The following is a 17,369-nucleotide window of genomic DNA, read 5'->3' as shown; positions in this document are numbered from 1 at the left end:
CACGCCGCAGGCCGACCAGGGACCTCGACCGGGGCCCCAGGACCCGGGCACGGATCGCGGCGTTCCTGCTCGCCCTCGGCGTCCTGGCCGGGGCCTCCCTCACCTGGCCGCTGATCGGCGCGGAGGCAGCCGCCGCCGCCCCGCCCGCCGCCCAGGCGCGCGCCGACCTCTGCACGACACCGGAGTGGCAGGCCGACTTCCGGACCTGCGTGGCGAAGCTCAAGGAGGTCAGCGAGGACGAGGTCACCTGCCGAAACGCACCGACCCCCGGCACCCCCGACTCCGGCCTCGCCGGCTGGTTCGCCGCAGCGCCACCGGCAGAGGCGGCGAACGGAGTCGCCGGCCGCTACAGCCTCTACGGCTACGCGGGATACAGCTACACCACCTACGACATCGGCGGTGGCTGTGCGTCGAGCGTGCTGCATCCCGACTACAAGTTCACCACCACGATTGCCAATGGTGAATTCATGGCCGCAACGGCAATCATCGGCGCATCAAACGCGCTCAGGGAGCGCGCCTGGAATCCAGGATCGATGTGGGGCTGGGCTGATCCGCTCGTAGATAAGGCCACTAAGGCCGTCTACGAGAAGGTGTTCAGCGTCTTCGGCATCGTCACGCTCTGCGTGGTGGGGCTTTATTTGCTCTGGCGGTCCCGCCAGGCGGACATGAGCAACGCCATGACCACGGCGGGCTGGGCGCTGCTGGTGATGGTCGCGGTCACCGCGCTTGCCGCCTGGCCGGTTAAGTCGGCGAACGTCGCCGACGGCGCACTTGTCACCGGCCTCGGGGTGGTGCACGACGCTGTGGGCCCGCAAGCGAAGGAGCCGGCGCCCGGACGATGCATCGACCCCACTCGCTGCAAGGACCTTCGCACGCCTGCCGTACGGGCCAGCGACACCGCTACCGAGACGATGCTGTACCGAAACTGGCTCCGGGGTGTGTTGGGTTCTGCGGATAGTGAGACCGCACGTAAGTACGGCCCCGCCCTTTATGACGCACGGTCCCTAACCTGGGGCGAGGCTCGGTCCATGCGCGCTAATCCGGACACTCGGAAGGCGACGATCAAGGCCAAGCAGCAGCAGTGGGCGCGAGTGGCACAACAAATACAGGACGAGGACCCGGAGGCGTACGAGTACCTCCAGGGTGTCCGCGACATGGACCGGGTGGGTGCCGGCTTCATCGCGGTGCTGGCGTCGGTGCTGTTCGCCATGTTCGATCTGACCGCGTCGCTACTGGTCCTGCTGGGCTTCCTCATCTTCCGGTGGGCAGTGATCGCGGCGCCGATCCTGGGCACCGTCGGTCTGCTCCGACCAGCCAGCGCTGGGCTGCGGCGGCTCGCGAACGCCGTGGTGGCCGCGGTCTTCAACATCGCCATCTTCGGTACCGGGGCAGCGATCTACCTGTTCGCGGTTGACCTGATCATGAGCACACCAACCCTGCCCGGCTGGCTCCAGGTGGTGCTGGTCTGGCTCTGCGGGGTGGTCGGTTGGCTGCTGCTGCGGCCGTACCGGCGGATCACCCAGCTCGGTGGCAAGGACAGCAGCGAGGCGGTCAGTTCGGCCGGGTCCTGGCACCGCCGGTTCTTCCGGGACATGCGGACCGCGGCGCGGCTGGACGTGGCAGAGCCGGGCGGCACGGCGGAGCCGGTGGGCGGCCGCCGTCGCTCACCCGTGGCGGAGCAGACCACGCTGCGCCCGGAGGCGCGGCGGGAAGACCCGGTCCTGGCGCCGACGGCCCGGGTCGACGGCCGGCGTCCCGGCGCCGAGCGCCCGGATGGTCGGGAACGCGCGGACGACGTGCCGAAGGAGGCGACCGGCGGCCGGGGCCGACCGGCGGCGCCCCAACCCCGTCGCCGGCAGCCGGCGACCTGGACCGAGCCGGACGTGCCAGCGGAGAATCCGTCGTTCGTGGTCTACCGACCGGGCTCCACAGAGCGTGCGCCGGACCGCACCGGACCGCGGGTGCGCTCAGAGGCGCGGTGATGGCGATGCGACGCGCAATGGAGTTCCTGTTCACACGGGTTCTGCGGTCCCGGCTGGGGGTGGCGCTGGTGATCGCGGTGCTCGTCTTCGGGGTGCTCGGGGCGGCCCGGCTGGTCTCCGATCCGGCCGACCCGGCGGACGGGTTGAGCAGCCGGCCGGACCGGCCGATCACCACCGTGGACCCGACAGCCGGCGACGATGGCGCGATCTCCACCGAACCTCCACCGTCACCGGTGACCCGACCGGGCGACCGCACGCCCGAACAGACCGCCGACCGGTTCACCACGGCCTGGCTCGGCCGCCCCGGCATGACTGCCGAACAGTGGCACGCAGCCCTGCGCCCGCTGTCCACAGCGGCGCTGACCGAGAAGCTGGTCGGCGTCGATCCCGGCGGGGTCCCGGCCGAGGAGGTGACCGGCCCACCGGCGGTGCGGTCGCGCACCGAGACGTTCGTCGAGGTGGTGCTGCCCCTCGACACCGGCCGGCTCCGGCTGGAGTTGCTCGCCGCGGATGGCGGCTGGCTGGTCGACGTGGTGGATTGGGAGCGGCAATGAACGCCGGCAGCCGCGCCCTCCGTCGACCGGTGCGGGTCGGTGTGATCGCCACAATGCTCACCGGCGTGCTGCTCCTGCTCTGCTGCACCGGGGGAACCGCGGCGTTCTTCCTCAGTGGGCTCGGCGGCGACGCGGAGAACGGGGACGCCCTCGCCGGCTGGGGCTGTGGCCCAATCCGTCCGGTGGACATCGCCGGCGAGCTGCCGCGGTTCACCGAGTACGGCGATGCGCAGATCCGCAACGCCGCCATCATCATCAAGGTCGGCCAGGACCTGGGGGTGCCGTCACGGGGCTGGGTGATCGCCCTGGCTACCGCGATGCAGGAATCCGCGCTGCGCAACCTGGCGAACAGTGGCGTTCCCGCGTCACTGGCACTACCGCATGAGGGCGTCGGCGCCGACCATGACTCGCTGGGGCTGTTCCAGCAGCGGCCGGGGTGGGGCAGCGTCACCGAGCGGATGACCCCCGCGTACACGGCCCGTAAGTTCTACGAGAAGCTGGTCAAGGTGCGGAGCTGGCAGCGCCGGCCGCTGACGGTGGTGGCGCAGCAGGTCCAGATCAGCGCCTACCCGGACGCCTACGCCAAGCACGAGGAGCTGGCCAGCCGGATCGTCGACACGCTGGCCGGCGGCGCGGCGCGCACGATCGAGATCAACGGCAAGGCGGTGTGCAACGCGGCCGAGCGCGGCCAGATCGCCGCCTCCGGCTGGACCGCTCCGATCCCGGGCGAGGTCGGCTCCGGCTTCCGCACCAGCAGCCGGCCCAGCCACAACGGGGTCGACATCGGGGCGGCCAAGGGCACCGAAATCCGCGCCGCCGCCGCCGGCCGGGTCCTGGTCGCCCGCTGCGACCCGGACGACCGTGGCCGAAAGGACTGCGACGTGGACGGGCACCCTGGCAAGGGCGGCTGCGGCTGGTTCGTCGACCTGCTGCACGCCGGGGGGTACATCACCCGGTACTGCCACATGATGGTCCGCCCCCGGGTGTCGCCCGATCAGATCGTGCCGGCCGGTGAGGTGATCGGGCAGGTCGGCAGCAGCGGCAACTCGTCCGGCCCGCACCTGCACTTCGAGGTGCACCTGCGCAACGACCGCACCAGCCGCGGCGCCATCGATCCGATACCGTTCATGCGCGAGCGGGGCGCCCCGCTGCGTAGCGCGGAGTGAGGCCACCACGGGCATGACCGGACCCCTGCCGGACCCGTTCGCCGACCAGCCCGACTGGGCGCCCCGGCCACCCCGACCACTGGCGATCGTGCCGGCCACCGAGCGCGTGGAGCTGCGCGGACGACGGGTGCTGGTCGGGCTGCCGGGGCTGGGGTGGCGGGGCGACCTGCGGGCGGACGACCGGGTGGTACAGGGCGCCCGGACCTATGTGCCAGTCATCCCCGAGCACGAGTGGTACCGGGCCGAAGCCGACCAGGTCGAGGTGTTCGCGCCGCTGGTGCCGGTCGATCGGGTCTGGGTGGAGACGGTCGGCGACCGGCCCGAGCCGGCCGACACCCGGGCCAGCGGGATCCGCCTGGTCTCACTGGACGGCCCGGCCCATCGGCCCCCCACGCCGGTCTTCGAGGCGGATGCCGTCACCGGGCGCCGCGTGGTGCACATCGAAGGCGGCCTGGAGCACCGGGACCTGCGGGCGGTGACCGAAACCTACTCGGGTGCCGAGGGAGACATCTGCGTCCGGATCACGCCCGAGGTGGAGTGGTACCGCTGGGCCTGGCGAGGCCAGTCCCCCACAACTCTGGAGGTTCCCGTTCATCTGCTGTGGATCGAATGACGACCTAGCTGACTCTGGCACCGGCGCACACGCGCCATCCCTCTCTGTCTTGCACGTCAAAGCGCCACGTATCCGCCAGGCTTTGCTGAACACCATCGATCGATGCGCTACGACGGATAACAGCAGTAACCGACGCATCAGTAGGACCGACCTTCGAGACAGCAACGTTCTCGATGTTGATCGAGAACGAGACGTTCAACTCCTGCTCTCGCCGGACCATCTGCGCGCCGAACTCTTCCAGGGCGGGAACCGCTCCGTCGCAGGTGAAAAGCTTCGCTCGGTTGGGATCGCGGGACACGAGTGCCGCTTGAAGATAGTTGACCACCACTACGTCGGGCGCGCTGCGGTCCGGGGTGGAGGCGCGGTCGTACAGCACATACGCGGTGACCGCAGCGCCCAGGAAGAGCAGGGCGAGCACCCCAGCCAACACGGTGAGCACGGTGCGTACCCGGCGGCGTGGCTGCTGCGGCGCTGGCGGGGCCGGGGCGGGCGGCAGCTGCTCGGACGGCGTCCGCTGGGCCGGTACGCGGGAGACCTGGGAACCGGCGGGGGGCTGCACTGATTCCACCCCCTGAAGCTAACGGCTGGACGCCCCGGAGCCAATGCCTCAGATCCAGCGGATCGTGACGGACCCCTCCCCACCGGTGACATCCACGACAACACCGGCGCACCGCCGCGACACCTCCCGGAGGAGGGGCCTCGGCTGGGATACCGTCTCTGTGCAGGGAGGGGTTGCCAACCTCGGGCAGAGGGGGTGGACGCGGTGGCCGGTCCGAAGGCACGCACGAACCGCGCCGCAGCTCTGCACCGGCGTGCAGCGGCTGTCGCGACCGCCGCGGCCGGCATCCTGGACGAGACCCGACCGGCCCCCGCCGATCAGCGCCGCCAGTACGAGGTGGCCGACCGGCTGCGGGCGGTGGCCGCGCGGCTGGCCCCGGGATGGTCGGGGGCCGCCCTGGACTCGCTGACCGTGGATTCGCCGGCCGGCGACGGCCCGCCGTCCTTCGTGCGGGTGGGTACCGCGGCACCGCTGGACGACGCCCGTTTTCCCGCGCTGGTGCCGCTCGTCGGCACCGGGCATCTGAGCGTGGACACCGACGCCCGGGAACCGCGGGTGGCGGGGTTGCTTCGGGCTGTGCTGCTGCGGTCGCTGGCGGCGGCACCGGCGGGTGCCCTGCTGGTGCGCGCGGTGGACGCCACGGGGGCGGTGCTCATCCCGTTCGGGGCGCTGGCGGATGCTGGCCTGTTGCCGCCGCCGGCGGTGGATGTGGCGGGTCTGCGCGCGGTGTTGACCGAGGCGGAGCAGTGGGTCGCGCCGGGGGCGAGTGGGCGGCGCCGGCATGACCGGACGCTGCTGCTGGTGGTGGCCGCGCTGCCGGAGCTGACCGGCCCGACCGACCTGGCACGGGTCGAGGCGTTGGCTGAGCAGGGGCCGGCGGCCGGGCTGCACCTGGTGGTGGCCGGTTGGCCGCCCGCCGGCCCGTACGCGGCTCGGGGGCCACTGCCGCGCGCCACACCGCTGGTGCTGCGCAACGCGTACGCGCTGCTCGGTGACCCGCCGGGGGCGTCCTTCGCCAGCCCCGGCGCCGATCCGCCGGGCGGGCTGAACTCGCCGGTCTTCGTCGAGGCGGACCCGCCGGCCGACCTGGTCGACGCGGTCTGTCGGCGGCTCGCCGCGCAGGTGGAGGCGGGTTCCCGGTTGGCGCTGGCGGATCTGCTGCCGGCGACGGGTGAGGGGCTGTGGGAGTCGGATTCCGCCGACGGGTTGACCACCACGGTTGGTGACGCCGGGGGCCGCCCGGTGCCGCTGGGCTTCACCGAGCTGACCCCGCACTGGCTGGTCAGTGGCCGGTCCGGTGCGGGTCGCGCGGCGTTCCTGACCACGGCGCTGCTCGGGCTCGCCGCCCGGTACGGCCCGGACGACCTGGCGCTCTACCTGGTGGATCTGGGCGACGGCGAGTCCTTCGTGGAGTTCCTCCAGACCGAGCGGGACCGGTCCTGGATCCCGCAGGTGCGGGCGGCGGCGATGGCCGCGGATCGGGAGTACGTCCGGGACCTGCTGGATCAGTTGACGGTCGAGGTGCAGCGCCGGGCCGAGGCCGGCGGGCGCGCCGGTGGGCAGCGCTTCGCGGAGCTGCGCCAGCACCGGCCGCTGCCCCGGATCGTGTGCGTGCTGGACAATCTGCCGCTGATCTTCGCCGAGCGGGACCGGCTGGCCGCCGAGGTTGCCGCCCAGCTGGATGGGCTGGCCCGCGCCGGCCGGGCGTACGGCGTACACCTGGTGCTGGCCGGCGCGGGCGAGCTGGGGCTCAGTGGCCGGGCGGACACCGGGCACCGGGATTCGGTGCTCGGCCAGTTCCCGGTGCGGGTGGCGCTGCCGGGCGGCCGCCCGGTGCTGGAACCGACCAACGACTCAGCCGCCGGCCTGCCGGTGGGCAGCGCGGTGGTGAACACCGCGGGCGGGCTCGGCGGCCCCCGGGGCGCGATCCGCGGTCACGAACGGTTGATCCGCCACCCCGATCCGCAGGACCACCCGGAGGTGGTGGATCGGCTGCGGCACGAGCTGTGGACGGCACGGCCGGCCGGGTCGGTGCCGCCGGTGGTGTTCGCCGGGTACGCCCGTCCGTTGCTGGGCAACGATCCGCGACACCGGGCGGCGTTGGCCGGCCAGGCGCACGGGCCAGCGGCTCTGCTCGGCCGGGCGGTGGACGTGGCCCGCTCGACGGTCGCCGTACCGCTGGGGCCGGCGGCGGGGCGCAACCTGGCGGTGCTGGGATCCGGCCCGGCGGCGGGTGGGCTGCTGGCGACGGCGGCGCGGAGCACGGCGGACCACCATTCGCCGGGCACCGCCCGGTTCCTGGTGGGGGCTCCCGACCCGGGTTCCCGGCCGCTGGCGGAGGCGTTGACGGCGGAGCTGGCCGTCCGCCACTCGGCGGCCATGGTGGACCTGCCGACGCTGCTCGCGGACGCGGACGGGGAGCTGCCGACCTACCTGGTCGTCTTCGGTCTGGACCGGCCGGGGCCCCGCGAGCTGCCGGTGGACCGGCTGCGCGCGCTGCTGCGGGACGGGCCGCCGTCGGGCCGGCACCTGCTGGGCTGGTGGCGGGCGGTGCCACCGTTCGCCGCGTTGCTGGAGCCGGAGGGCGAGGTGGACAAGCTCGCGGCCGTGGCCGTGCTGGACGTGCCGGCGGCCCAGCTCGCCGCGGTCTTCGGCCGGCCGGTGGAGTGGCGGGCCCGTCCCGACCGGGCGGTGCTCTGGGACGGGCCGGACGAGCGGGGCACGGTCCTGGTGCCGTTCGCCGACGAGGCCAGGTGATCCGGCGGTGCGCGCGGGGGGTGTCGGGATGGGTCCGAACGCGACGGTGACCGGGCCGGGACGGCAGCGGACCGCCGAGCCGGACGGGGACGTCGCGGAAACGAGCGCGGAGCCCACCACGGCCTGGTCGGAGTATCTCGCCGCGGCCCGCCAGCTGAACGGGGTACGCCGCAGCGCGGCAGCCGCCGCCGGTGAGCAGGCCCGCTCGGCGGAGGCCGCCCGGGAGGAGCTGACGGTGGTCCGCACCGGGCTCGCGAGCCAGCAGGAACGGCTTCGTGAGCTGGGCGTACCGGCGATCTCGTTGGTGCCGTCCCCGCCGGAGGTGAACGAGGCGGCGCGGTCGATGGTGGGGGGCCCGGCGGCCGTGCTGGCGGCGCTGCGGGCCGCGCGGGGTCGGGCCGAGGCGGCGGACGCGGCGCTGGCCGCGCGCACCCGGTTCCGCCCGGGGTCCTGGCCGGCCCGGGGGCGCAACCTCCTGGTGTACGGGCCGTTGGCGCTGCTGGTGCCGCTGATCCAGGTCGTGGTGTTTGTGGCGACCGGGGCGGGCCCGGCGAGTGTGGCGGCGTTGATCTGCGGGCTGCCGATGCCGGCGGTCGCCTTCGTCGCCGGCTGGGTAGGCATCGGGCGGGTGTTCCGCGCCGCCCCCGGCGAGCGGCTGGACCGCACGGTTCGCTTCGGTGCGCTGGTCTGCCTGGTGCCGGCGGTGCTGGTCACGACCGGCCTGTTGCTGGCCCTGCTGGCCGGCTGACGCAACGACCGGCCGTCCCGGGGTGGGGCAGCCGGCCGGTGACGCGTCCGGGTGTCAGCGGGGGATGATCAGCGCCATCGCCTCGGCCCGCGACTTGGAGTCCGTCTGCAGGATGCCGCGCACGGCCGACGTGATGGTCTTCGCACCGGACTTCTGGATGCCGCGCATCGCCATGCACATGTGCTCGCACTCCAGCACGACGACGACGCCGCGTGGGGCGAGTTTGGTCATCAGCAGGTCGGCGACCTGCGAGGTGAGCCGTTCCTGCACCTGCGGGCGGCGGGCGAAGACCTCGACCAGACGGGCCAGCTTGGACAGGCCGGTGATCCGTCCGTCCGGGCCGGGGATGTAGCCGATGTGCGCACTGCCGCGGAACGGCAGCAGGTGGTGCTCGCAGAGACTCATGACGTCGATGTCCCGGACGATCACCAGCTCTTCGTGGTTGGCCTCGAAGGTGGTGCTGAGCACCTGGGCCGGGTCGACCCGCAGGCCGGCGAAGAGCTCGGCGTACGCCCGAGCGACCCGGGCCGGGGTCTGCTGGAGCCCGTCGCGGTCCGGGTCCTCCCCGACCGCGATCAGGATCTCCCGGACCGCCTTCTCGATGCGACGCAGGTCGACCGCGTCCTCGACCGGGCGGCCGGTCAGCTTTCCGCTGATCAGCCGCGCGGCCACGTAGTCCAGCGCGTCGTCGCCGTCGGGCTCGGTCGCGGAGACGGCCAGCTCCCGGTGGGGGGAGCTGGCCGTCGGGTCGCTGCTCAGTGCGTGCCGTCCGAGTTGTTGGACGAGGTGCCGCCGCCGACCGACGCCTGCGCGCCGTCGGCCTGCGCCTGTGCCTTGAGCGCGTCCTTCTCCGCAGGGGTGAGCACGGGCGGCTCGGTGGAGGGCTGGCGCTTGCCGAAGCCGTTGTACGGCGCCAGCGGCGGGCGCTTGACCACCCGCGCGCAGATCCGGGCCATGTCGGCGGTGGAGAGGGTCTCCTTCTCCATCAGCTCGAGCACGATGCTGTCCAATACGTCCCGGTATTCGACCAGGATCTCCCAGGCCTCATCGTGCGCCAGCTCGACCAGCGCCCGCATCTCGCCGTCGATCTCGGCGGCCACCGAGTCCGAGTAGTCCCGCTCGTGGCCCATGTTGCGGCCAAGGAACGGCTCGTCCCCGCTGGTGCCGTACTTGATCGCACCGAGCTTGGAGCTCATGCCGTACTGGGTGATCATCGCGCGGGCCAGTTGGGTGGCCTTCTCGATGTCGTTCCCGGCGCCGGTGGTCGGCTCGTGGAAGACCAGCTCCTCGGCGGCCCGACCGCCCAGCGCGTACGCCAGGGTGTCGATCATCTCGGCGCGGGTCTGGGTGTACTTGTCCTCGGTGGGCAGCACCAGGGTGTGGCCCAGCGAGCGGCCGCGGGACAGGATCGTCACCTTGTGCACCGGCGCGGCGTGCGGCAGCGCCCAGGCGACCAGCGCGTGCCCACCCTCGTGGTACGCGGTGATCTTCTTTTCCTGGTCGCTCATGACCCGGGTCCGTCGCTGCGGACCGGCGATCACCCGGTCGATCGACTCTTCCAGCGAGTCGTTGGTGATTGCCCGCTGGTCCTTGCGAGCGGTGAGCAGGGCCGACTCGTTGATCACGTTGGCCAGGTCGGCACCGCTGAAGCCCGGGGTACGCCGTGCCACCGCGTCGAGGTCGACGTCCGGAGTGAACGGCTTGCCCTTGGCGTGCACCCGCAGGATGGCCTTGCGGCCCTCCATGTCGGGGGCGTCCACCGGGATCTGCCGGTCGAACCGGCCCGGGCGCAACAGCGCCGGGTCGAGGATGTCCGGTCGGTTGGTGGCCGCGATCAGGATGACCCCGCCCTTGGTGTCGAAGCCGTCCATCTCGACGAGCAGCTGGTTGAGCGTCTGCTCCCGCTCGTCGTGGCCGCCGCCCATGCCGGCGCCACGGTGCCGGCCGACGGCGTCGATCTCGTCGACGAAGACGATCGCCGGTGCGTTCGTCTTGGCCTGCTCGAAGAGGTCACGGACCCGGCTGGCGCCGACACCGACGAACATCTCCACGAAGTCGGAGCCGGAGATCGAGTAGAACGGCACCCCGGCCTCGCCGGCGACCGCGCGGGCCAGCAGCGTCTTGCCGGTGCCGGGCGGGCCGAACAGCAGCACGCCCTTCGGGATCTTGGCGCCCAGGGCCTGGTACTTCGCAGGGTTCTGCAGGAAGTCCTTGATCTCGTACAGCTCCTCGACGGCCTCCTCGGCACCCGCGACGTCCGCGAAGGTCGTCTTCGGAGTGTCCTTGGTGATCATCTTCGCCTTGGACTTACCGAAGTTGAGCACCCGGGAGCCGCCGCCCTGCATCTGCGACATGAAGAACAGCAGCAGGAGCACGAGCAGCGCGATCGGCAGCAGGTTGACCAGCAGGCTCACCCAGATGCTGTCCGACGAGACCTTGGCGTCGGCCGGGCCGGTGACCCGGTTGGCCGACTTGGCGTCCAGCACCTCATTCCAGACCTCGTCACCAACCTGGTACGGGAACTGGGCCTCGATCTTGTTGGTGGTGGTGTCGCCGAACTTCGTCTTCTGGGCCAGGTCCAGCTGGAGCGTCTGCTCCTTGTCCTGGAAGACGACTTTATTGATCTTGGCGGTGTGGAGCTGGTCGAGCGCAACGGAAGTGTCCACGCGGTGGTAGCTGGGACCAGCGGTGAACAGCTGACTGAGCACAACGGCGCCGAGGATGACCAGGATGATCCAGACCACCGGTCGGCGGAAGAAACGCGTACGTTCCATACTGTTGTCGAGCGCCGGAGCGCCCGCATCCTCCTGATCGACGTCCTGACCGTCTGATGGTGTCGCCGCGGTTGAGCGGCGGCCGGAGCCGCCGTGCGGGCCGGCCTCGGCCCCGAAGCGCGAAAACTGCCGCGCCGCGGTCATTCGACGGTACACCGTGTACGCGAGGAGTGAGCTTGCGAGCCCCGCACTCGGCACACCTTCGCCATCGACGGCGCGCACCGTGGGCAGGCTCGCCAGCCCTCACCGAAACGTACGGCGGGTCCGGGCAGAAGCCGGCGTGGCGGAGAGTCCGGCCCGACCACCCGAACGCCCGGTCACGCGATCGAGGGGGTCGGGCGCGGAGTAACCTCCGCGCCACCGGGCTCCACGGTAACCGGAAGAGCTGAGAGTGCGCTGAACGTCGGCTTGATGGGTGCCGATACAAGTCGGCCTCACACCGGCGTCGGAGCGGGGTGTGCGCCAGGCCGGCGTCACTTCCGGGCGTAGACCTCCGGCTTGAGCACTCCGACGTACGGCAGCTCCCGGTAGCGCTCGTCGAAGTCGAGGCCGTACCCGACGACGAACTCGGTCGGGATGTCGAAGCCGACGTACTTCACCGGGACCGGCACCTTGACGGCGTCCGGCTTGCGGAACAGCGCGACCACCTCGACGCTCGCCGCCGAGCGGGACTCCAGGTAGCGCAGCAGCCAGGAGAGCGTGAGCCCGGAGTCGACGATGTCCTCGACGACCACCACGTGCCGGCCGGCGATGTCCCGGTCCAGGTCCTTGAGGATGCGGACCACTCCGGAGGAGGTGGTGCCCTGGCCGTAGGAGGAGATGGCCATGAAGTCGAGCTCGGCCGGGGGGCCGTTGCGGCCCAGCGCCCGGGCGAAGTCCGCCATGAACATCACCGCGCCCTTGAGCACGCAGACCAGCAGCAGCCCGTCGCCCACGTGGGCGTAGTCGGCGGAGACCTGCTTGGCCAGTTCCGCCGTCTTCTCGCGGATCTGCGCCTCGGAGATGATCACGTGGTCGATGTCGGCGTCGTACCAGGAGCCATCAGCCATGACTCCTAGCCTGCCGTACGTCGGATGGCCCCCGTCGGCGGGGCCGCACCTTTTGGCGCGGTCCCGCCCGGGATTTTCGTCGCAAAAACCATCAAACACATCAGCTGGTACGGGACTGCCAACGACGGCCGTCGTCGCTGGGCTTCCAGTCGGCCGAATCGTGACTGTCGACGGTGAAGCCGGCCGCCGAGGCGGCGGCGAGCAGGACAAGGAACAGGAGGAAGAGCAGGAACTCCATGGCGGCGCTCGCTTTCGCATGGTTGCTGTCGGTTTCGCCGCCGGTGCGCACCGGACTGAGACCAGTCTGCGACGAGTCGCGCCGACCGAACAGTGGCAGGAATGCCGCTGGGCATCGATTTACTGCCACCTCTGGGGTTACCCTCGTCACATGCTTCGCTCCGTGGCCGTCCTCGCCCTCGACCAGGTCGCCCCCTTCGAGCTCGGCGTGCTCGCCGAGGTGTTCGGCACCGACCGGACACCGGACGGTTTCCCCGGTTACCGCTTCCATGTGTGCAGCCCCGACGGCGCGCCGGTACGCACCTCGTCCGGCTTCCACCTCACCCCGCACGCCGATCTCGGCCCGGTGGAGGACGCCGACCTGGTGGCCGTGCCCGCGCACACCCAGGGCACCACCATTCCCGGCCCGGTGCTCGACGCGCTGCGCCGGGCCGACGCCCGCGGCGCGTACCTGTTCAGCGTCTGCTCCGGCGCCTTCCTGCTCGGCGCGGCCGGGCTGCTCGACGACCGGGAGTGCACCACCCACTGGCGGTACGTCGACGAGCTGCAACGCCAACATCCGCGCGCCCAGGTGCGCTGCAACTCGCTCTACGTCCAGGACGGCCGGCTGCTCACCAGTGCCGGCACCGCGGCCGGCATCGACGCCTGCCTGCACCTGATCCGCCAGGAGCACGGCTCGGCCACCGCGACCCGACTGGCCCGACGGATGGTGGTCCCGCCGCACCGCGACGGCGGCCAGTCGCAGTACATCGAGGCGCCCATCCCGAAGGCGCCCGAGGCCCCCACCCTGGAGCCGGTGCTGGAGTGGCTGATGGGGCACCTGGACCGGACGATCACGGTGGAGGAGTTGGCCGCCCGGGCCGGCATGGCACCGCGTACGTTCGCCCGCCGGTTCCGCGCCGAGACCGGCACCACCCCGCACGACTGGCTCACCAACCAGCGGGTGCTGCTCGCCCGGCGGTTGTTGGAGGAGACCCCGTTGAGCGTGGAGGCCGTCGCCGACCAGGCCGGCTTCAGCGACGCGGCGGCGCTGCGCCACCACTTCAGTCGCCGGGTGGGCGCCACCCCGCACGGCTACCGGACCACCTTCCGCGACCGCGCCCACAGCGGCTGAGATCGGCCCGACACCAGCTCCGCAAAGGGCGTTCAGCTGACAGCGACGGGTGCCAGTCGGTCGGCGCGGCGGAGCACCCGAATGCCGCCGGGCAGGTCGGCGGGGCCCTGACCGTGCCAGTTGGTGATCAGGGCGTCCAGCGCGTTGACGTGCCGATACGACAGCGCACCCGGCAGGGCACCCAGCTCCCGCGCCCAGGTGTGCAGCACCCGGCCGCGCACGGCGGGGACCAGGCCGGCCAGCGCCCGCACGGAGAGCCCTCCGTCGGAACACCGGGCCGCCGCCAGCGCCGTCTCCGCCAACTCGTCGAGGGCGGCGTTGTCGGCCGCCACCAGCCGGGCGGTACGCGCCAGATTGTCCAGCACGCCCGGCCCGAGCGCCCGCACCAGCGCCGGCAGCACGTCGGCCCGCACCCGGGACCGGGCGTACGACGGGTCGATGTTGTGCGGGTCCTGCCACGGGCTCAACCCGAGCACCTCACACGCGGCGCGGGTCTGCTCCCGACTGATCTCCAGCAACGGGCGCAGCAGCGGCACCCCGGCCAGGTCCCGCCGGACGGGCATTCCGGCCAGCCCGCGCGGGCCGGCACCCCGGGCGAGCGCGAGCAGCACGGTCTCCGCCTGGTCGTCGCGGGTGTGCCCGGCGAGCACCGCGACCGCGCCGTGCTGGCCGGCGACCTCGGTCAACGCCTGGTAGCGGGCCTCCCGGGCAGCCGCCTCGGGTCCACCCGGCCGCCCGGCCACCTCCACCCGGACCACCGTCGCCGGCGTGAACCCGGCCTCCCGGGCCCAGGTGGCCACCGCCTCAGCGCGCTGCGCCGAGCCGGCCTGCAGGCCGTGGTCGACGGTCACCAGGCCGGCGGCCCGACCCAGCCGGGGCGCCACGAACGCGGTGGCCGCGGCCAGGGCGAGCGAGTCGGCGCCACCGGAGCAGGCGACCAGCACCGGACCAGCGGACGGCAGCCCGGTCAGCGCGCGGCGGACCGCCACCCGGATCGCGGCCACCGGCGGGGCGAGCGCGGCCACCGGCGGACGATCAGCCGGCGGCCGGGAAGGTGCCGGCCGAGCCGTGCACCCGGGCCACCCAGGCGTCCGGATCGCCCAACTCGGCGAGGCGGGGCAGAGTTAGCGGCGAGTTGAAGATCGAGTTGAACCCGTCCATGCCGACCCGCTCGACCACGCCGTGCACGAACTTGCGCCCCTCGGCGTACTGGCGCATCTTGACGTCCACCCCGAGCAGCCGGCGGATCGCCTTCTCCAGCGGGTTGCCCGCCTCGCGGCGCCGGTTGAACGACGCCCGGATCCGCTCGACGCTCGGGATCACCTGCGGGCCGACGCCGTCCATGACGAACTCGGCGTGCCCCTCCAGGAGGGTCATCAGCGCGGTGAGCCGGTCCAGCACAGCCCGCTGCGCCGGGGTCTGCACGATGTCCAGCACGCTGGTCCGGCTCTCCGGGTCGCGGACCGCCTCGGACAGGGTGGCCACCCCGCGCCGCAGCCGCTCGATCAGATGTTCGCCGCCGCTGGACGAGGCATCCACGAACGCCTGCACCTCGCTCAGGAAGTAGGCCCGCATCCACGGCACCGCAGTGAACTGGGTGCGGTGGGTGACCTCGTGCAGGCACACCCAGAGCCGGAAGTCCCGCGGGTCGGCGCTGAGCTTGCGCTCCACCTCGACGATGTTCGGCGCGACCAGCAGCAGCTGGCCCGGGTCGGCGGAGAAGACCTCGTACTGGCCGAGCACCCGGCCGGACAGGTAGGCCAGCACGGTGCCGGCCTGCACCCCGGTCAGCCGGGACCCGATCGCCTCGGTCAGCGCGCCGGGCTGCTTGTCGCCGGAGAGCCGGCTGACCAACGGAGTGATCACCTCGCGAAGCCCGGCGATGTTGGCGGCGGCCCAGTCCCGGCGGTCGACCACCCGCACCGGCGGGTGCGCCACCTGCGCCCGCAGCCCCGTGTAGTCGGCCACGTGCCCGGCTGCCTCGTCGGTCAGCCGCCGCAGGTCGCCGACCACGTCGGTGGCCTCGGTGTACGACACCCGGGGGCCCGACTTGCTCAACGCCCCCGCGGTGGCGGCGGCCAGATCCCAGTCCACGAACTGCGCCATGGCCCCACCGTACCCGCGCCGCAACACCCCGGCCCGGGCTCGCGACGGCGGTCCCGGCACACGGCCAACCGCGGAGCCCGGCCGGCGGCGGTCAGCGGCAGCCGCAGTTGGCGAGCGCGGCGGCGATCCGGTCCAGCGCCGGCTGGGCGGTCTCCCTCCCGCCGGGCACCTTGTCGGTGAGCACCGCGAAGGTGAGCAGCCGGCCGTCGGCCGTGGTGACCAGGCCCGCGATGGCGTGCACACCGGTCAGCGTGCCGGTCTTCGCCCGCACGGTGCCCGCCCCGGCGTCGGTGCCGGGGGCGTTGCGGTAGCGGTCGCCCAGGGTGCCGGACCAGCCGCCCACCGGCAGGCCACCGAAGATCCCCGCCAGCTCCGGATGGTCGGGACTGGCGGCCAGCCGGACCAGGTCGGTCAGCAGGGACGGGCTGATCCGGTTGCGGCGGGACAGCCCGCTGCCGTCGGAGAGGGTGATCTCGTCGGCGGGCAGGCCCAGCTCGGCCACCTGGGCGTCCATCGCGGCGGCGGCCCCGTCGAACGAGGCCGGCTGCTTGCGGGCCAGCGCGACCTGCCGTGCCAGTGCCTCGGCCAGCAGATTGTCACTCTCGGCGATCATGACGTCGACCAGGCGGATCAGCGGCGGCGACTGCACCACGCCCAGCTCGACGCCGGGTGCCGGGGCAGCGCCACCGGCGGCCGCGGCCGGGGCTGTGCCGCGCTTGACGGCGTCGGCCGGTACGCCGAGCAGCCGCGCGAACGACCGGCCGGCGGCCAGGTCCGGCTCGGCGACCCGCTCGGCGGCACCCTGCCCGACGCCCGGGTCCCTGCGTGCCCCGTCGGCCATCAACGCGGTCACCGCCCCGCCGGACCCGCCGGTGGGGATGTCGTCGTCCCAACCCGGGCCGTAGACCGGGCCGGAGTAGATCGAGCCGTCGACGATGACCCTGGTCGGGGCGACGCCATTGAGCGCGGTGCGCACCTGGGCGGCCAGGTCGTCGAGGCGTGCCGCGCCCGGGTAGTAGCCCTTCTTGTCGACCGCGAGGGTGGGGTCGCCCCCACCGACGATCACCACCTCGCCGGGCTGGGCGCCGGCCACCGCCCGGGTGGGGATCCGGTACGCGGGGCCACGGGCGGCCAGCACGGTCACCGCCGTCGCCAGCTTGGTCACCGAGGCGGGCACCGTCCCGTCGTCCTCCCCCTTGGCGAACAGCGTGCGGCCGGAGGTCACGTCGGCCACCGAGACGTTCACCCGGTCACCCAGGTCGGCCACCCCGACCAGCGGGTCCAGCGCGGCCCGTACCCCGTCGGGGCTGGGCAGGGGGGCGTTCGGGTCCGGTCCGGCGAGCACGTCCGACGGGTCGGGCTCCGGGGTCGCCCCGGCGGAGTTCCGGGAGGGCTCGGCGTCGTCGCCCAGCCAGCCGGCGACCGGGCCCGGCCGGGTCAGGCCGACCCCGACGCCGGCGAGCACCAGCAGCAGCACCAGGCCCAGCACCACCGGCAGTCGCCGGCGCGGCGCGGCGGGCGTGGGGAGCGGTGCGGCGCCGGTGGACGCGGGAGGCGACACGGCGCCGGCGGACGCGGGCAGCGCGGAGATCGGCGGGCCGAGCGGTGGGACGCCGGTCGGGATCGGGATGGTCGACTCGTCGCCGGACGGCGGGCGGCCCGGGGCCGGGCTGGTCGGGATCGCAGCCCTCCCGCTCGGCGGGGCGCTCG

The 17,369-nt window shown here is 73.0% G+C and carries 15 protein-coding genes; 7 read left to right on the top strand and 8 right to left on the bottom strand.

The window, feature by feature from the left end; translation table 11 throughout:
- The first annotated feature begins 53 nt into the window (after positions 1-53).
- The 4 genes from ABZU69_RS06755 to ABZU69_RS06740 are packed head-to-tail and all read left to right on the top strand — an operon-like array spanning position 54 to position 4,315.
- On the top strand, positions 54-1,982 hold the full coding sequence (locus ABZU69_RS06755; protein ID WP_354963661.1) for an MFS transporter: 1,929 nt from the start codon (positions 54-56) through the stop codon (positions 1,980-1,982).
- The gene (locus ABZU69_RS06750) at positions 1,979-2,536 is read left to right on the top strand and encodes a hypothetical protein (RefSeq protein ID WP_354963426.1); all 558 of its coding nucleotides are present in this window, start codon (positions 1,979-1,981) and stop codon (positions 2,534-2,536) included. Before ABZU69_RS06755 ends, ABZU69_RS06750 begins: the two co-directional genes overlap by 4 nt.
- Entirely contained in the window at positions 2,533-3,702 is a 1,170-nt protein-coding gene (locus ABZU69_RS06745; protein ID WP_354963425.1) for a M23 family metallopeptidase, read from the top strand. Before ABZU69_RS06750 ends, ABZU69_RS06745 begins: the two co-directional genes overlap by 4 nt.
- A 13-nt stretch (positions 3,703-3,715) precedes the next feature.
- Positions 3,716-4,315 (top strand): hypothetical protein, encoded by a 600-nt coding sequence (locus tag ABZU69_RS06740; RefSeq protein WP_354963424.1) that lies wholly within the window; start codon positions 3,716-3,718, stop codon positions 4,313-4,315.
- A 4-nt stretch (positions 4,316-4,319) separates the two neighbouring features.
- Here ABZU69_RS06740 and ABZU69_RS06735 read toward each other — a convergent pair whose 3' ends face one another.
- A complete protein-coding gene (locus tag ABZU69_RS06735) occupies positions 4,320-4,874 on the bottom strand; it encodes a hypothetical protein (protein WP_354963660.1) in 555 nt (184 codons plus the stop codon).
- 195 nt (positions 4,875-5,069) lie between these two features.
- Here ABZU69_RS06735 and ABZU69_RS06730 point away from each other — a divergent pair, with 195 nt between their 5' ends.
- Both ABZU69_RS06730 and ABZU69_RS06725 read left to right on the top strand, forming a co-directional pair.
- The gene (locus tag ABZU69_RS06730; protein WP_354963423.1) at positions 5,070-7,631 is read left to right on the top strand and encodes an FtsK/SpoIIIE domain-containing protein; all 2,562 of its coding nucleotides are present in this window, start codon (positions 5,070-5,072) and stop codon (positions 7,629-7,631) included.
- 28 nt (positions 7,632-7,659) lie between these two features.
- Complete coding sequence (locus ABZU69_RS06725) at positions 7,660-8,379, top strand: hypothetical protein (RefSeq protein WP_354963422.1); 720 nt, start codon at positions 7,660-7,662, stop codon at positions 8,377-8,379.
- Between the two features lie 54 nt (positions 8,380-8,433).
- On the opposite strand, the gene folE is transcribed toward ABZU69_RS06725, so the two are convergent.
- The 4 genes from folE to ABZU69_RS06705 form a co-directional block, all read right to left on the bottom strand.
- Positions 8,434-9,099 carry a GTP cyclohydrolase I FolE gene (gene folE / locus ABZU69_RS06720; RefSeq protein ID WP_354963659.1) on the bottom strand — a complete coding sequence of 222 codons (666 nt, stop codon included), beginning with the start codon at positions 9,097-9,099 and terminating at the stop codon, positions 8,434-8,436.
- Between the two features lie 35 nt (positions 9,100-9,134).
- The gene (gene ftsH / locus ABZU69_RS06715; protein ID WP_354963421.1) at positions 9,135-11,153 is read right to left on the bottom strand and encodes an ATP-dependent zinc metalloprotease FtsH; all 2,019 of its coding nucleotides are present in this window, start codon (positions 11,151-11,153) and stop codon (positions 9,135-9,137) included.
- Between the two features lie 473 nt (positions 11,154-11,626).
- The gene (hpt, locus tag ABZU69_RS06710; RefSeq protein ID WP_354963420.1) at positions 11,627-12,202 is read right to left on the bottom strand and encodes a hypoxanthine phosphoribosyltransferase; all 576 of its coding nucleotides are present in this window, start codon (positions 12,200-12,202) and stop codon (positions 11,627-11,629) included.
- A 100-nt stretch (positions 12,203-12,302) separates the two neighbouring features.
- The gene (locus ABZU69_RS06705; RefSeq protein WP_354963674.1) at positions 12,303-12,491 is read right to left on the bottom strand and encodes a hypothetical protein; all 189 of its coding nucleotides are present in this window, start codon (positions 12,489-12,491) and stop codon (positions 12,303-12,305) included.
- A gap of 99 nt (positions 12,492-12,590) precedes the next feature.
- Here ABZU69_RS06705 and ABZU69_RS06700 point away from each other — a divergent pair, with 99 nt between their 5' ends.
- Positions 12,591-13,553 (top strand): helix-turn-helix domain-containing protein, encoded by a 963-nt coding sequence (locus ABZU69_RS06700; protein WP_354963419.1) that lies wholly within the window; start codon positions 12,591-12,593, stop codon positions 13,551-13,553.
- A 32-nt stretch (positions 13,554-13,585) separates the two neighbouring features.
- Here ABZU69_RS06700 and tilS read toward each other — a convergent pair whose 3' ends face one another.
- The 3 genes from tilS to dacB all read right to left on the bottom strand — a co-directional run bounded on the left by tilS (position 13,586) and on the right by dacB (position 17,157).
- Positions 13,586-14,578: a tRNA lysidine(34) synthetase TilS gene (gene tilS, locus ABZU69_RS06695; RefSeq protein ID WP_354963418.1), complete on the bottom strand. Its 993-nt coding sequence runs from the start codon at positions 14,576-14,578 to the stop codon at positions 13,586-13,588.
- Between the two features lie 10 nt (positions 14,579-14,588).
- Positions 14,589-15,659, bottom strand: a complete 1,071-nt coding sequence (locus tag ABZU69_RS06690; protein ID WP_354963417.1) for a zinc-dependent metalloprotease — start codon at positions 15,657-15,659, stop codon at positions 14,589-14,591.
- Positions 15,660-15,750: 91 nt separating this feature from the next.
- The gene (gene dacB, locus ABZU69_RS06685; protein WP_354963658.1) at positions 15,751-17,157 is read right to left on the bottom strand and encodes a D-alanyl-D-alanine carboxypeptidase/D-alanyl-D-alanine-endopeptidase; all 1,407 of its coding nucleotides are present in this window, start codon (positions 17,155-17,157) and stop codon (positions 15,751-15,753) included.
- Positions 17,158-17,369 lie beyond the last annotated feature (212 nt).

Origin of the sequence: Micromonospora sp. NPDC005206, assembly GCF_040608175.1 — a bacterium.
Taxonomy (GTDB): domain Bacteria; phylum Actinomycetota; class Actinomycetes; order Mycobacteriales; family Micromonosporaceae; genus Micromonospora.
The sequence above is the reverse complement of the archived record's forward strand: the minus strand, read 5'-3'. Positions and strand labels throughout refer to the sequence as shown.

Excerpts from the sequence above, each read along its gene's own strand:
- hpt (WP_354963420.1), bottom strand. The coding sequence starts at position 12,202 with ATGGCTGATGGCTCCTGGTACGACGCCGACATCGACCACGTGATCATC.
- ABZU69_RS06745 (WP_354963425.1), top strand. The coding sequence starts at position 2,533 with ATGAACGCCGGCAGCCGCGCCCTCCGTCGACCGGTGCGGGTCGGTGTG.
- ftsH (WP_354963421.1), bottom strand. The coding sequence starts at position 11,153 with ATGGAACGTACGCGTTTCTTCCGCCGACCGGTGGTCTGGATCATCCTG.
- ABZU69_RS06700 (WP_354963419.1), top strand. The coding sequence starts at position 12,591 with ATGCTTCGCTCCGTGGCCGTCCTCGCCCTCGACCAGGTCGCCCCCTTC.
- ABZU69_RS06725 (WP_354963422.1), top strand. The coding sequence starts at position 7,660 with ATGGGTCCGAACGCGACGGTGACCGGGCCGGGACGGCAGCGGACCGCC.
- ABZU69_RS06740 (WP_354963424.1), top strand. The coding sequence starts at position 3,716 with ATGACCGGACCCCTGCCGGACCCGTTCGCCGACCAGCCCGACTGGGCG.
- ABZU69_RS06690 (WP_354963417.1), bottom strand. The coding sequence starts at position 15,659 with ATGGCGCAGTTCGTGGACTGGGATCTGGCCGCCGCCACCGCGGGGGCG.